This is a genomic window from Methylobacterium sp. WL1, from assembly GCF_008000895.1.
Classification (GTDB): domain Bacteria; phylum Pseudomonadota; class Alphaproteobacteria; order Rhizobiales; family Beijerinckiaceae; genus Methylobacterium.
The window spans coordinates 4,562,535-4,577,314 of the sequence record NZ_CP042823.1; the positions used below are offsets into that span (position 1 = coordinate 4,562,535).

The 14,780-nt window shown below is 65.2% G+C and carries 13 protein-coding genes and 1 pseudogene; 6 read left to right on the forward strand and 8 right to left on the reverse strand.

Going from position 1 to position 14,780, the window contains the following annotated elements; all coding sequences use genetic code 11:
- The first annotated feature begins 71 nt into the window (after positions 1-71).
- Both FVA80_RS22195 and selB read left to right on the forward strand, forming a co-directional pair.
- Positions 72-1,349: pseudogene (locus tag FVA80_RS22195) on the forward strand (ABC transporter substrate-binding protein).
- Between the two features lie 69 nt (positions 1,350-1,418).
- Positions 1,419-3,338: a selenocysteine-specific translation elongation factor gene (selB, locus tag FVA80_RS22200; RefSeq protein ID WP_147909446.1), complete on the forward strand. Its 1,920-nt coding sequence runs from the start codon at positions 1,419-1,421 to the stop codon at positions 3,336-3,338.
- A gap of 157 nt (positions 3,339-3,495) precedes the next feature.
- On the opposite strand, the gene FVA80_RS22205 is transcribed toward selB, so the two are convergent.
- The 8 genes from FVA80_RS22205 to FVA80_RS30700 all read right to left on the reverse strand — a co-directional run bounded on the left by FVA80_RS22205 (position 3,496) and on the right by FVA80_RS30700 (position 11,071).
- A complete protein-coding gene (locus FVA80_RS22205) occupies positions 3,496-5,211 on the reverse strand; it encodes an HWE histidine kinase domain-containing protein (protein ID WP_147909445.1) in 1,716 nt (571 codons plus the stop codon).
- Complete coding sequence (locus FVA80_RS22210) at positions 5,202-6,350, reverse strand: hybrid sensor histidine kinase/response regulator (RefSeq protein ID WP_147909444.1); 1,149 nt, start codon at positions 6,348-6,350, stop codon at positions 5,202-5,204. The genes FVA80_RS22205 and FVA80_RS22210 overlap by 10 nt, the downstream gene beginning before the upstream one ends.
- Before the next feature lie 14 nt (positions 6,351-6,364).
- Positions 6,365-6,790: a response regulator gene (locus tag FVA80_RS22215; RefSeq protein WP_018042937.1), complete on the reverse strand. Its 426-nt coding sequence runs from the start codon at positions 6,788-6,790 to the stop codon at positions 6,365-6,367.
- Positions 6,774-7,916 (reverse strand): PAS domain-containing sensor histidine kinase, encoded by a 1,143-nt coding sequence (locus tag FVA80_RS22220; RefSeq protein WP_147909443.1) that lies wholly within the window; start codon positions 7,914-7,916, stop codon positions 6,774-6,776. The genes FVA80_RS22215 and FVA80_RS22220 overlap by 17 nt, the downstream gene beginning before the upstream one ends.
- A 321-nt stretch (positions 7,917-8,237) precedes the next feature.
- A complete protein-coding gene (locus tag FVA80_RS22225) occupies positions 8,238-8,420 on the reverse strand; it encodes a hypothetical protein (protein WP_187193471.1) in 183 nt (60 codons plus the stop codon).
- Between the two features lie 916 nt (positions 8,421-9,336).
- The gene (locus FVA80_RS22230; RefSeq protein WP_147909442.1) at positions 9,337-10,161 is read right to left on the reverse strand and encodes an outer membrane beta-barrel protein; all 825 of its coding nucleotides are present in this window, start codon (positions 10,159-10,161) and stop codon (positions 9,337-9,339) included.
- Between the two features lie 105 nt (positions 10,162-10,266).
- Positions 10,267-10,536, reverse strand: coding sequence for a hypothetical protein (locus FVA80_RS22235; protein WP_246692085.1), 270 nt, complete (start codon positions 10,534-10,536; stop codon positions 10,267-10,269).
- 379 nt (positions 10,537-10,915) lie between these two features.
- Positions 10,916-11,071 (reverse strand): hypothetical protein, encoded by a 156-nt coding sequence (locus tag FVA80_RS30700; protein ID WP_187193472.1) that lies wholly within the window; start codon positions 11,069-11,071, stop codon positions 10,916-10,918.
- Between the two features lie 617 nt (positions 11,072-11,688).
- On the opposite strand from FVA80_RS30700, the gene FVA80_RS22240 reads away from it, so the two are divergent.
- The 4 genes from FVA80_RS22240 to FVA80_RS22260 all read left to right on the forward strand — a co-directional run bounded on the left by FVA80_RS22240 (position 11,689) and on the right by FVA80_RS22260 (position 13,903).
- Positions 11,689-11,931 carry a hypothetical protein gene (locus FVA80_RS22240; protein WP_147909441.1) on the forward strand — a complete coding sequence of 81 codons (243 nt, stop codon included), beginning with the start codon at positions 11,689-11,691 and terminating at the stop codon, positions 11,929-11,931.
- A gap of 744 nt (positions 11,932-12,675) precedes the next feature.
- On the forward strand, positions 12,676-12,909 hold the full coding sequence (locus tag FVA80_RS22250) for a hypothetical protein (RefSeq protein WP_147909440.1): 234 nt from the start codon (positions 12,676-12,678) through the stop codon (positions 12,907-12,909).
- Between the two features lie 416 nt (positions 12,910-13,325).
- Entirely contained in the window at positions 13,326-13,565 is a 240-nt protein-coding gene (locus FVA80_RS22255) for a 3',5'-cyclic-nucleotide phosphodiesterase (protein WP_147909439.1), read from the forward strand.
- A 128-nt stretch (positions 13,566-13,693) separates the two neighbouring features.
- A complete protein-coding gene (locus FVA80_RS22260) occupies positions 13,694-13,903 on the forward strand; it encodes a 3',5'-cyclic-nucleotide phosphodiesterase (RefSeq protein ID WP_147909438.1) in 210 nt (69 codons plus the stop codon).
- Positions 13,904-14,780: the final 877 nt, after the last annotated feature.

Below are 14,780 nucleotides of genomic sequence, written 5' to 3' on the forward strand. Positions count from 1 at the left end.
ACGACGGCATCGGCCAGCCGAGCCTCGCCGAGAGCTGGCGCTGGCTCGATGGCGAGACCCTCGAACTCAAGATGCGGGACGCGGTCTACCAGGACGGCGAGCCCTTCAACGCTGCGATGTTCAAGCTCGGGTTCGACAAGGTCCAGGAATGGACCAACCCGCACCCGCCTGGCGCCTTCCTCAACTTCGCCCGGGACGTGACTTGCGAGGCGGTCGACGACCGCACCGTGCGGATGCGCTTCCCCGGCGGCGACTCCGCGGCGCTAATGAAGCTGCGCGGTATGCACCTGCCCTCGACGCGGTTCTGGAACGAGTGGGGCTTCGTTGACCCAAAGACGGGGTCGGCAGAAGGCCATTGGTGAGTCATCGACGCGCCTGGTCCGTGGGGGACTGGCCCGTTTGTGCTCACCGAGGGCGTCTCGCTCATCGATAGCCGCTCCGACCGCGTGGTCATGGAGCCCAACCCGACGTACTGGAACCCGGCCCGCAGGCCGACGGTCCGGATCGTCTACGACAACGTCATCGGCAAGGACGAGGGCATCAAGTCGGTCGCGGTCGGTGACGGCCAGGTCGACGTAGTGTTCGACCTGACGCCGGACGAGGCGAAGTCCTTCCCGGACAGTGCGCACGGGAGAATCCAGACGAAGAAGGCGAAGGCGATCCTCACGGGTGTCTTCAACGAGAACCGTCCGGACTCGCCTTGGCGCAACCCGGAGGCCCGCCGGGCGATCAACCTCGCCATCGACCAAGCCTTCGTGCTGGAGCACGGGGCGTATGGCTACGGCACGGTGATCCCAGCCTTCATCCAGCCAGGCCGCTACGGCGCAGACCCGGACATGAAGCCGATGCCGCACGACCCCGAGGGTGCCAGACGCACGCTCGATGGTCTGAGGCTCGGGGGACAAGAACTGGTCTTCGTCGCCTCACCCGCCTGGAAGGGCGTGGTGGACGCCATCGGCCAGTGCCTGGGAAAAGTTGGCCTGGGCTGCCGCTTCGTCAGCGCCAAGGACGAAACGCCGGCGGAGTTCGACGTCAAGCTCGAATGGTACTTCGACTGGACGCCGCAATATCCGGTGGCGTGCGTGCACCGGGAGTTCTTCGGACGTGACGCGACCCTGCGCCAGGGTCCGGAGGATCCGAAGTTCGACGCCCTCTACGAGAAGCTCCTGCATACGCCGGAGACCGAAACGGAAGGGGTGGTTCGCGAGGTGGAGCGCTACCTGCAGGACGAGGCCAAAGCCCTGTTCCTGTACGCGCCCTACACGCTGTTCGCGGTGTCGAACCGGGTGGAGTTCACCCCCTACGACACCTGCATGTCCGAATTGGCCGAAACCCGCATCAAGGGTTGAAGTCACTTCCGGCCGGCGCGGACTGTTCCGCGCCGGCCACACTGGGCTCCAGCACGAAGTCGCCAAGCCATGATCGTCGTGACGGCGGGTCATATCGACCACGGCAAGACGACGCTGGTGAAGGCGCTCACCGGCGTCGACGCCGATCGGCTGCCGGAAGAGAAGGCCCGCGGGATCACCTTGGATCTCGGGTTCGCCTATGCCCGTCGCGGCGACCGCACCCTCGGGTTCGTGGACGTGCCCGGCCATGAGCGTCTGGTGCGTACGATGGTGGCAGGGGCGACCGGCGTCGCGTTCGCCCTCCTTGCCGTGGCGGCTGACGATGGCGTGATGCCCCAGACCCGTGAGCACATCGCGATCCTCGACCTGCTCGGCCTCGGACATGGGGTCGTGGCGGTCACCAAGAGCGACACGGTGGACCCGGCACGACTCGTGGCGGTTCGCCCGGAAATCCGCGCGGCACTGACTGGGACCGGCCTCGCCGATGCGCCCATCGTCGCCTGTTCGTCTTTGTCCGGAGCCGGCATCCCCGAGCTTGCGGCCTTGCTGGACGCCGCTGCGGCCACGCCCGCTGTGGTCCGACCGACGCAACGAGGCTTCCGTCTGGCGGTCGACCGCTCCTTTACGATCTCGGGGGTCGGCATCGTGGTCACCGGGGCCGTGCATGCCGGCACCGTGCGCGTTGGCGACCGCCTGCTGGCCTCCCCGGGCGGACAGGAGGTGCGGGTGCGGGGCATCCGCGCCGAGGATCTCGTGACCGATGAGGCCGGCGCCGGGCAGCGCTGCGCCCTGAATATCGTCGGCCCGCGCCTGTCGAAGGGGGATATCCATCGCGGGGACTGGATCCTCGCACCAGCGCTGCATGGACCGACCCTACGTCTCGATGTGACGCTGCGCCTGCTGCCCAGCGAAAAGCGGGCCCTCCGCCATCGAACGCCCGTCCAGGTGCACCACGGCGCAGGCTTGGTCACCGGACGGATTCTCCTCCCGGAAGGCGTCGTCGTCGAGCCTGGCGGCTCGGCTAGAGCGCAGATCGCCCTCGATGCGGGACTTGGGGCGCTTCACGGCGACCGCTTCATCCTGCGCGACATCTCCGCCTCGCGCACCTTGGGCGGAGGCACCATCGTCGACATCGACGGACCGCGACGCGGAGCCTGGTGGGAGGAGCGGCAGGCGATGGTCCGCGCCCTCGACCGAGCCGACGATGGGCACGCGCTCGACGGCCTGCTCGAAGCCAGCCCGGTCGAGGTGGATCTCGGTCACTTCGCGCGGTCACGCAACGTTTCCGCGGCGGCCATGGACGCCCTTGCAGACACCCTCGGCGTCATGGTGGTGGAGACGCCCCGCGGTCCGCTCGGTTTTTCAAGGACGCGCATGAACGGCATCCGCAGTGCCGTCCTCGCGTTGCTCGACGACACGCATCGGATCGAGCCCGACAATCCGGGTCTATCCCAGGAGGAAGTCGCGGCAGGCATTCCCACTCGACATCGCAGGGTCTTGCCCCCCATCCTCGATGCACTGGTTCGCGACGGTACGGTCGCGCGTCGCGGCAACCACCATCATCGCCCCGGGCACGTCGTCCGCCTGAGTCCCGAGGATGCGCTGCTTCACGATGAGATACGCACGATCCTGGAGGCGGCCGGACTCGATCAGCCGCGCCTGGCCGAACTTGCACAACGCGTGGGCAGTGACCCGGACACCTTGCGTGGCCTTCTCGATCGGCTCGGCCGCATCGGCTGGCTGCAGCGCATCTCGAAGCATTACTACATTCTGCCCAGCGTCCTGATCGAATTGGTGGATCACGCCCGGGCGGTGGCCAGCGCACACCCTGAAGCGCTTCTCACCGTAGGGCAGTTTCGCGAAGCAACCGGGATCGGCCGGAACATCACGATGCCGATCCTGGAATACTTCGATGCGCAGGGTCTGACGATGCGTGTCGCTGAGGGGCGCCGCGTTCGACAAGAAGCGTTCACACCAAACAAATCTTAGCTGTCGTCCCTGCCTGCGCGGACGGATCGAGCGTCGTTTGGGCGATCCGCGGCATTAGCCAAGGTGATCTCGAGGTATGCCGGGGCATGGCGTCCGACGGGCATCTTTCGCCTCCGGCCAAAGTCCAATCCTTTCGATGGCGCTGACTGCTCGTCCCTCAATGCATGGTGGCAAGCGGGCTCAAGTGTGCGGCCCCAAGCGCTGTCAACGGGACATCCAAGGCGACGCGGAGGCCCGTCTCGGCGAAATCGAGGTCGATCTCCCCATCGAGTTCGCGCTCGACGCTGACTGCGATCAGCCGCGTGCCGAAGCCCCGACGCGTCGGCGGAACGGTGGGCGGGCCGCCGGTCTCCCGCCACTCCAGGAGGAGCCGACGGCTGTTGCCGGCATCGGCAATGACCGACCATGTGATCCGAACCTCGCCTCCAGGAACGGACAGCGCGCCGTGCTTGGCGGCGTTGGTAGCCAGCTCGTGCAGCGTCATCCCGAGGGACAGCACATGGCGCGGCGGAAGGTCCACGTCGGGACCATCCACCACGAAGGTCGCGTCGCCATACCTATAGGGACCCAGCTCGTTCTCTAGCACCGCCCGGAGGGGGGCGCCCGACCAGTCGTCCCGCGTCAGGAGGTCGTGGGTCTTGGAGAGTGCGAGGATGCGTGCCTCCAGCCTCTCCCCCGGGGCCTCGCCGCCACGCGTCGATTGCCGTGCCAGGGCCTGGACCGTGGCAAGAGTGTTCTTCACACGGTGATTCAACTCATGCAGCATCGTCACCTGCCGTTCCTGCATCGCGCGGCTATTGCGGACCTCGTCGCGCAGGTCCGCCTCGTTGCGTTGAAGGCTCCCGGCCATCGCGTCGAGCTTGCTTCCGAGACGACCGAACTCGTCGGCGCCGTCCAACCCGGTCCGGGCCGCGAGGTCTCCGGCCTGCCATTTCGATGCCGTTCGGAGCAGGCGGTCGAAGGGTCGTCGAATGAAGACGCGTCCCGCCAGGAGCGCGGCGGCCAGGGCAAGCACGGCACCCAGGACGATCAGCACCACGCCCCTGCGGGTGGCGGCGTCCACGTCAGCGAAGGCGACCTTTCGGTCGCGACCGACGGTCACCCAGGCGGACGACGCCGCGCCGCCGGGCTTGGCGTTGGCGAGGATGCGTTCGCGACCGTCGATGCCGAAGTCGACGCGGACACCCTCGCCACGGCTCATCACGATGCGCTGCCGATCCGGCGGCACTGGTCTTCCGACCCAACCATTCCCGTCGGGATAGCGAACCAGGATGATGCCGTCCTGGTCCGCTACCGTCACGGAAGTGCTGGGCAGTCTCAGGTTACGCCTGAGGTAACCGTCGAGCCACCCGAGATCGACGGCGACGGCGAGCACGCCGACCGTGCGCCCCTCCGCGTCTGGTAGCGCTTGGGCGAAGTGAAGCGAGTCCCTGCGGGAGGCGTTGCCGCGGGCGTAGGTCCCCATCACGAACGTACCCTCGGCGACCGCACGGCGCTGGTAGACCCGGTCGGGCACGGCGTAGGAGCCGGGTGCGGAGCCGAGGCTGTTGCACACGACGGTCCCGTCCGACCGCGTCAGCGCGAACACCGCGAATTGCGGATTGTCGCGCACGGCCCGGCGTAAGTACTCGGTGCAGCCCGAGGGCTCCATCGCACGGACCGCCGGGTCCTGAGCCAGGAAGTTGAGGGCTTGGCGGGCCGACTCCGCGACCTGCGAAAGGTCCTCGGCGACGGTCCGGGCCGTCGCCATCGTATCGGCGCGCACGGTCTCGTCGCGCGAGGTGCGCAGGGCGTGCTCGTTGTAGCCCTGGATCGCCAGCGCCGGTGCGAGGGCGAGCAGGACGAGAAGAAGGATGCGGGTCGTCAGGGACATGAGGCGCCGACCGCTTCCGGAAGGGTGAAGCGGAAAACGGTGCCTTGGTCCGGTAAACTTTCGACGGTCAACTCGCCGCCCTGACGCTCCACGAGGTCGCGGCAGAGTAGGAGCCCCAATCCGCTGCCGCGCTCGCCCGCCGTGCCGTTCGTCGTGCTGCGCCGGTCAAGCCTAAACAGGTCGGCCACCTTGCCGGCGGGCATGCCGACGCCGGTATCGGAGACCGTGATCTCGATGCCGCTCCCGGTCCGCTGGCCGGCGACCGTGATGGTGCCCCCCGGCAGCGTGAACTTGACCGCGTTACTGACCAGGTTGCGCAGGACCGTGGCCAGCATGTCGCGCTGCGCGCTTACGGTGCTCCCCTGGCACGCGATGGTCAGCGTCAGGCCCTTATCGGCGGCCGCCTCGGCGGCGCCCTGCATGACCTCCGCCGCCACCGTGCCAAGGGCGACGTCGGTGATGGTGACCGCCATCGTGTCCATCTGCAGGCTCGCCCAGGAGAACAGGCTCTCCAGAAGCGCGTAGGCCTGGGTCGCGGCTTGATTGATGCCCTTGGCACGACGCTCGATGGAGGCGTGGTCCCGCTTCGCCACCGCCTTCCCCAGGACCTCCGACAGTCCGAGCAGCGACTGGAACGGGTTGCGCAGATCGTGGGCGATGATCGAGAAGAGCAGCGTCTTCTGGCGGTTGAGGGTGTCCAGCTCCAGCGACTTCGCTTCGGCCTCGCGCCGGGCCTCGTCGAGCTTCGCCTGGAAGCCGCGGCGCGCCTCAGCGTAGCGGATCGCCCGAGCCAGGCTCGACGGCGTCGCCTCCGCCTTGGCGAGGTAGTCGAGGGCGCCGGCCCGCATCAGCCGGAACGCCAGGTCCTCGTCCGCCTCGCCCGTCAGCATCAGCACGGCGTGACCCTCGCCCGGAAGGGCGAGGAGGGAGGCGAGCAGGTCGAAGGTGTCGACGTCCGGCAGGCGATAGTCGAGCAGGATGCAGTCGAACGCACCCTCCCGCGCCAAGCGCAGGCCGGTCGTGCCGTCGGGTGCCTCGGTCAGGTCGTGCTTCAGCCCCGACTTTTTCAGGGCGCGGCGCACGGACGTCCGGTCGACGGCGTCGTCGTCGATCAGCAGGATGCGTGTGGGGGATTCCACGTGTCTGCCGAGCTCTATTGCGGGAACTCGACCACCTTCCAGAAGTGCTCCAGCATGGAGACCGCCTCCATGAAGGTGTTGGCCGGATCGCGTTTAACGATGTAGCCGGCTACGTTATGGCCGTAGGCCCGCATCCGATCCTCGTCGGCCTTCGAGGTGGTGATCATGAACACCACGGCGGTGCGCAGGTCCTCGTCGGCCCGGATCTCCTCCAGGAACTCGATGCCGTTCATGCGCGGCATGTTGAGGTCGAGCAGGATGAGGTGGGGCTTCGGCAGCTTCTCCTTGCCGTTCTGGCCCCGCAGGTACTCCAGCGCCTCGATGCCGTCGCGGGCGACGGTGATCGGGTTGCCGATCTTGCTCTTCTTGAAGGCGCGCTTCAGCCCTTGGACGTCGACCTCGTCGTCGTCGACCAGCAGCAGGTTAACCGTCGAACCCATCAGTCCCCCCCTTCGCGCCGTCCCGCGGCCACGTGAAATGAACGGAGAGGCCGCGCCCCTCCTCCCGGCCCTCGGTCAGCCAGACCTTGCCACCCTGGCGCTCGACGAGTTTCCTGACGATGGCCAGACCCATGCCGCTGCCCTCGACCTCGTCGCGGGGCCTCAGGGTCTGGAACATGCCGAACACGCGCTCGCGGAACTGCTCCGGGATGCCGGCACCGTCGTCCGTGACCACGAACTCTACCATATCGCCCGTCGGGTACGCATCGACACGGACGCGTCCGTCCCCCGGATGGTCATGGTGCTTGATCGCGTTGCCGACCAGGTTCTGGAGCGCCTGCGTGAGCGGGGCCTTCGCCGCGTTCAGCGTCGGCAGGTCGTCCGCGGCGACGATCTCGAAGCCGTCGGGCGGGCTCACCAGCACGGCGAGCTCCTCGACGAGGGCCTTGGTGTCGACCGGCGTGAAGGCCACATCGGCTCGTCCGGCCCTTGAGTAGGCCAGCAGGTCGTCCAGCAGGCTCTCCAGGCGCCGGACCCGGCTCTTCAGGAGATCCATGTTGGTCTGGACGTCGCCTGTCAGCGCACCTTCGAGGTCCTCCTCGATCCAGCCGACGAGGTTCTCGATGCCGCGGAGCGGTGCCTTGAGGTCGTGCGAGGCGACGTAGGCGAACTGCTCCAGTTCCTCGTTGGTTCGTCGCAGGTCGACCGCATGACGGGCGAGCCGTCCCTCCATGCGCTTACGGTCGGTGATGTCGGTGTTAGTCCCGTACCAGCGGATGACGCGTCCCTCGGCATCGCGAAACGGGTTGGCCAGCGAAAGGAACCAGCGGTATTCGCCGGTGGCGCTGCGGAGGGGGAAGGTGTCGTTCCAAGGCTCGCCGGCCTTGAAGGCATACGAGATCCGCTCGACGACCCGGTCGACGTGATCGGGGTGGTGGACGGCCTTCCAGCCCCATCCCTTCATGGAATCGATGGTCGTGCCCGTGTATTCGTACCAGCGCTGATTGTACCAGAAGATGTCGCCGTTCGCGTCCGCAATCCAGGCCATCTGCGGCAGGGTGTCTGCGAGGTTGCGAAAGTCGGACGCGTCCGGAGCGGTCGGCGTCGGCGCCACGGCGTCTGTCATGGCGTTTCCCTTGTTTTGTGGCTCACCGGCGTCCGCTCGCGGTCGAACGTGTAGGGCACGTCTTTTCGTGTCCTCGGCGCCCTTGTCCACCCGCGTCGGTGATCCGCATCAAGGGATCCACCGGAGGATCCCATCGCACGACGACCGCGCAGGTCTCAGCCGGGATGGTACTTCAGGCGGCCAACCACCTCCATCTTGGCGGCGGCGGGTTCGGTAGAACGGTTGCCTCTCCGGTCAACCTGCTGACACGCAGACGACGGAGGCCTTAGCTGGGATCGGATCGCCCGAGGAGCCTCGAAGACGCCTGCGGTCTCAGGCTCGTCACTCGGCGGCCTCTGAGGAGGAGGCGGCACGCCCCATGCGCCGCCGTCCGGCGAGCTCGACGGGCGGCAGGCCGACGATGTCGTAGGTTGCCGCGGCGATGCCGACGCCCGCGGCGTCGAGCCCCACCAGCATCTCGCGGCTCATCGCGTCCTTGGCGCCGCGGGTGATCCAGACCCTCACACGGACGGCTCAGCCAGAGCCGAAGCCCGTGCGGGAGTAGGGCATATCATCAAGTTTCAGCTCGCCTGATTTCATTCCTGTGCCGCGATGCACCATCATCGGAGTTTGATTTCTTCAAACTATTTTTGCTGTTTTTGAAACCTATCGGAGCTCGGCTTCGTCAAGGCCGCAACAGGGGGGTGCCAACGAGGCTCTTGGAGCATCTAATGCGCACTTTGATATTGATTTCGTTTCTACTCATCAGTTTTTCGTCACCAGTTTTCGCTCAACATACACAGCCCCGTAGGGATGCAGCTGGAACCAGTGACAATATAAACAGCGACGCCAAGGCAGAAGAAACTAGGCAACTCATAACTAAGGCGAGGGAAAAACAGAAATCGATCGACAATGAAAACACAAATTTATGGGATCGCTGGATCTATGCTGTTTGCCTAGGGTGCACCTGGGCGCCGAAAAACGTTCGGATCGTGCATACCCATCCTTCGCGCGTCCTGATGGGGATCCCTGCAGCTGAGGATGATGCACGGGAGCGCAAGGGCGTCCGCTTCGGGACCTGACGCAGTCTGCGTCAGGTACGCTCCAGAGGGTCGACAAAAAGCGAACTGTGCGCCGCGATGACGTTGCCGCGGATCCGCCAGAGTAGATGTTCGTTCGGCTATCTCCCTCGGGGGCAGGCTCCCGAACGATTGGTCGGCATGCACTGATGCCGAACGAGGCAGCCGCCAGAACGAGAAACACCCCAGGAGCGGGTGCTCTCAGGGTGTGGCCGATGTAGCGGCCAGTTTGATCGGGCTGGAGATGTGAAGGTCAACCGGACGGCTGCTCTTCTGCGACGGGGGAGCGAGGAAGAGGACCAACACTCCTCGCCCCACCGCCGCGTCCCCCGGCACAGCTGCCGGGAAAAGCGCCACCGATCCTAGTAGGAACCGAACTTGAAGTTCAGGCCGGCGCGAGCGATGCCACCCTCGGTCCGAAAGCGGGAGATGTAGCCGACGCCTGGGCCGCCGACGGAGCCGACGAGCAAGTTGTGGCTGCCGAGATCGTAGCGGATGTACTCGGCCTTGATCGTCACGGCGTTTGACCGGAAGAAGTTCAGGAACGAGTGGGTGGGCAGGGCGTACTCAATGCCGCCACCGTAGGCGTAGCCGGTATCCATCCGCGAGCGGCTACCGAAATAAGTCAGCGGCGCTGCGGTCTGGAAGCCAACGCGTTGCGTCACGTCGCCGTAGGCAAAGCCGCCAGTGCCGTACACCAAGACGCGGTCGAAGGCGTAGCCGACGCGCCCCCGCACGGTGCCTAGGAAGCTCAAGTCCGTCCGGTAGGTGTTGGTCAGGACGTTCGGGTTGAAGGCCGGGCGAAAGATCGACTGCACGCCAGTGCGCTGCAGATCCATGTACTGGGCGTCAGCTTCGACACCAACGACGATGCCCGACCCCGGGGTGAACTGATAGTTGTAGCCGACCTGGCCACCGGCGGAGAAACCATCTTGCGACAGGCGGACGGCCGGGCTGCGGAGCAGGTTGTTCACGTTGTTCTGTAGGGTGCCGATGCCCACGGTCCGGATCGTATCCGACTCGGTATAGGCGTAGCCAGCGTTGATACCGAAGTAGGCTCCGGTCCAAGTGAACACCGGCACAGGGGTAAAGATCGGCGGCGGGGCGGCGCGGCGCGGAAGGTCAGCGGCGGCAGCGGCGCCGGTCAGGGCGGTGAATGCGGCCAGCGAGGCGAGTAGCGTTCTCATAACTGCGATGTCCCGATCCCAGACTAAATCGTGTCGCAGGCTAGACGAGATTGCCACCAAATCATGTATCCGTCTGGTCACACCCTCCGTCGAACGTGATCCAACTTATTTTCTCCCGCCAACTAGATTGGGTGATACCGAGCCACAGGCGGCAATAACATTGCCATGTCCATTTCCGGGTAAGACAAACGGATCAGAATCTCTTTTAATCCCACATTCTGACAACAAAATTTCAGCTGTTTCAGTCTCACCATTCCGGTCGCTGCCGCGCATCCATACGATCTGCGAGCCGGTGGTGTTCTCAGGCGCCGCCAGGGCCGGCTCATCGTCGGCGCCATCCTCGAGGTCCGTGTCGCCGTCCATGTGGTCGAGCACGGCGATGTAGCTGCTCCGCCGCGTCGAGTGCGACCTGTGCAGCCGCCTCCAAGGTGACGCAAATCTCCGGTCCGGTCAGCGGCTTTGACGCCTCCGGAACAGCCGGTTTCGAACGCAGAGTGAAGGTGAGCACGTCGCCCATGATGTCAGATCTCGGGTCGCGGTGACGGGGAAGCCCGGCAGGCACCGGCCGGGGCGGCACGCACGGCTACGGAAGGGAGAGGAGCGCCGGTCGGTGCCCCGCCCGCTCGGCCTCAACGTGGGCGACGAGAGCCCGGGCAAAGGCCTCGGTCTCGTCGGGGTCGCCGCTCCGGACGACGGGACGCGACAGGATCGTCAGGCGGGTCTCGCGTTCGCTGGGCGTCTCGGGCTGGCGCCGCTAACCCTTTTTGCGGGTCACATCCGCCACGTCGGTTAGGGCCTCGCCGAGTAACCGAATCAGCTTGCCGGCGGCGTTGTAGTGTTCGCCGGGGTGGCTCTGCCTCGACCACTCGTTGGCGTGCGCTGCCCCCGTCCAGGCCATGGCATAGGCCATGTCGCCGCCCGTCCCCGCCAGGTTGTAAAGCGCCCTTCAGATCCTCCAGCGCGGCAGATGCGAAGGCGATCTGGTCGACGAGCTTGGCGCCGACAGGCAGGGCGGCTGCGGGCCGCTGCGCCAGCCGATCCACATCATCGCGGATGTCTTCCAGGAAGGCGGTTGGGACGCGAGCGCTCATCCGCTCGCCGTAAGGATCCGCTGCGATCCAGGCAGTTGCCGGCGGCCTCATGGCCCGTGGCCGGCTTTCAAGGGGCCAGATCGCGACCCTTTGTCGAGAAGCCTATGGCGTCCGACATTGCACGTTCGAGGTTTGGGCGACCTGTTGGACGCCTACGGCGGAGCAGCTACGGGCCGGCGACATCCTCGAGCGCCGCGCGAGGTCCGCGGCCTGACACCTCAGTCCGTCCAGTCACGCGTGGACCGATTGCCATTGCGGACTGGCACTGCCGACTGCCTTTCCCGATCCGGGATCTCCTCAGGCGCGGCCATTCTATCTCAGATAACCGTCCCTGATCACTGTGCAGCTTGGGCCGTGTCGCGTACCTGGCCCCATCGCCGTGAGGAACGGCATCGAGCCCCGCCAGCCCTAAAACGATGGGCGGCGGGGCAGCGCTATGGATACGTTCGTGACTGCCATGCTCTCGCGCTCGAATGAAATCTTGCACGACCCACTCTTCCAGGCAGGGCGGCAGGTCGCCGAGGCTGAAGAGCGGCGCGAGCAGCAGATACGCGTCCTGTCGGCCCTTGCCCAAGGCTCGCCCGCACGGATCTACGCCGAGCACGTTCTGAGCGAGATCGAGCGAACCATCGCGCTCAGCCGTATGAACCAAAAGCTTATCGAAAGCCTCCTGGCGTGATCGGCTCTATCCGGCTCGCTTGGCGCTCCAACTGCCGCTACACTCGATCAGTCCACCGGAAGTGCGCCACGTACCGCTTCCGCTGCCCCTCGCGCTGAGGCTCCCAGCAATCGGCACTTTGTTCGCCCCCTTGGTGATCGTCGCCTTCACCGCGCCTCCGGCAGATACGCCGCCAGCGATGTCGATCTCGTCGCCGGGGATCGACGCGTCGCTACCCCTGATCTGCACCTGATAGCTCGTGCTAGCTGAGCAGGGTCCTTGGGCCGTCGCAGCGATGATCGTCCACGAGCCGTCGTACTGGTTTGGTATCCGCACCTTCCTCATAGCGGCATCAGCCGGACAGAGGAGGGTTGCTGACACGATAGCCACGAGGATCGCCACGGGAATACGGATCACAGATAGCTCCAACGTTTGCTCCGCCACAGGCCGCTATGATCGGCCGCATTCCCGGCATACGAAAGGAGCAGCCGAATAGTTTCAGCTTCAACCGAGATTGAAACTCTCAATCGGTCAAGCTTGTGGATGGGCTCGTCGTGGTCTCGTCCTCAAGCCGTTGAGGCTGGCCGCTCTGTATCTGATCGTACAGTGAAAATTCGTCGCTTTATCGGCTCGATAGCTGAAACTCCCCTGCCATCAGGTTCGTAGGGGCACTCTGACGTCGTGCCTTGGCGTCGTGCCGGGGCGTGCGGTTCCCCAGCCTTCCTGGCTCTGTGCCGACGCGCCCGCCGAACTCAGGAGAACATGATGAGGAAGACGACCTTCGCTCTCGCTGCTGCAACCCTGCTCGGCAGCTTCACCCTCAGTGTCGGCACCGTGTCGGCGGCTCTAGTTCCGGTAAGCGGTCTTCAGACCGGCCAGTCGGATGTCACGCAGGTCCGGATGATGCACGGCGACCACATGATGATGAAGAAGCGCATGATGCATAAGCGGATGATGCACCGCCGCATGATGCGCAAGCGGATGATGCATCGCATGTGAGAGGCTCACTGCCAGCATCGGGGGGGCTCCGGTGGAGCCCTCTGACCCTCTGTCGTTCCGCCCGATTACGAGGCTGACGCCTTGTCCCACTTCACAGGCTCGCGGTGATGCCCTGCCCTGTGTACCGGGGCTGCTACCGCTGGATCGTGTCGTCCTCTGACGGCCTCTTCTCCGAGCGATCGGCTTACCCCTACGCGACCAGGGGCTCCGCCCTGATCGTGGGCCGGATCCGGATGGCAGATCTGAAGGTCGATCGATTTTGATGGAAGTCCACGGATTTCTGGTTATGCGCCCCGACCTGAAGTTCATCTCCGAGAACGGGAGCCGTGCCGGGATCTGGTTCTGACAGCGGAAGGGATAAAATGGGCGCCGTCTTCGTTGGGGCCTCGACGAATTGCTCTGGTCAGGGACCAAGAATGCGCAGCCTCATCCTCGCCGTCAGCGTCCTCGCTATCGCCGGTCCCGCCTCAGCGCAGGTGCCCAACCGCGGCAACGCGGACTTACAGACCAACTGCGCGGGTGACTCCCTCGCATTCTGTGCCGGCATCGATCCGAACAGCCCGCAAATGGACGCCTGCTTCAAGAAGAATTTGAGCCGGATGTCTCCGAACTGCCGCCGAGCCACTGATGCCTACAAGGACGCCGGCGGTAAGTAGCTAATCTACCGTTCGGTCACAGCTCGAATACCGCGAAGGGTGCAAGCCTTAGCTTCGTAAGCGCAAAGGCTGGACCACCGAACCAAGCCTTTAGCGCATCAACGAACTCCTTTGATTCGACATCCAATATGCGAAGCATCACCCCGGCATTCGGCCTCCTCGCCCTTACGGCTCCTGCTCTCGGGGCACTCGACGCATCTACCTCAAAGCGTGGCAACAAGGATCTGAAGACGTACTGCTCGGGTGATACGGTCACTTTCTGCAGCGGCAATGATCCGGACAGTCCGGAGATGGACGCCTGCTTCAAGAAGAATGTGGACAATATTTCGGAAAACTGACGGCGTGCGATCACGGATTACAAAGGCGGTGGCGGCAAATAGCATCGGCGTCGTCTTTGAGTTAGAGCCGCGGCAATCAAGACGCAGCCAAGTAGTACAGCACCTGACCATTCCCATTCTCGGATCGTCACCGGTGCTCGCAGTAACACCTGCGCTAACCAGAAACTGGCAATCTATAGGAACGTCGGTGGGATAGACGACCTCCCCCGCTCGCCCGTGATCAGATCGGGCGGCGGGGCCGAGCCGGTTCTCAGCCCAGATCAAGCAATCCCGCTTCTGGCCTGCTGGAACAGCCCTGAAACTCTGTCGCCCCGCTGACCGTAGGGGGTGAATGGCTCTCAAGGTGTCAGCATTCGGCCAAATCTTGCGATCCCACCGCGTCAAGGTAGTGCCTTGCACCGCTCAGCCGGGCTGCTTCCGATGGATCATTACCTCGGCTGACGGCCAACGGTCGGAACAATCGTCCTACTCCTACGCAACGGTCGCTGGCGCGCGAGCGGTCGGCAATATGCGGCTGCGTGAGCTGGTCGCAAAGACCTGACACACCCACAAATCTCAGAAAGCGCGTCATGAACGGCGGCATCTACGACCCCGCTTCGGATCCCGACCTACGCGCGGCCGAGTACGTGCTCGGCACCCTCGACCCGGAGGAGCGAGCGGCGATGGCGCGCACGCTCGCCACCGATACTGCCGCGGCGGCTTTGGTACAGGCCTGGGAGCGGCGGTTCTCGCCATTGTTCGGCGCCATCCCGCCGGTGATGCCGTCACCGCGGGTACGGGCGGCGCTGCTGCGGGCGCTCTCGGCCCGGCTCGGCGGATCGACCGCTCCGCTGGTCGGCGATCCCCTCACCCATCTGCGGCGGCAGGTCCGGCGCTG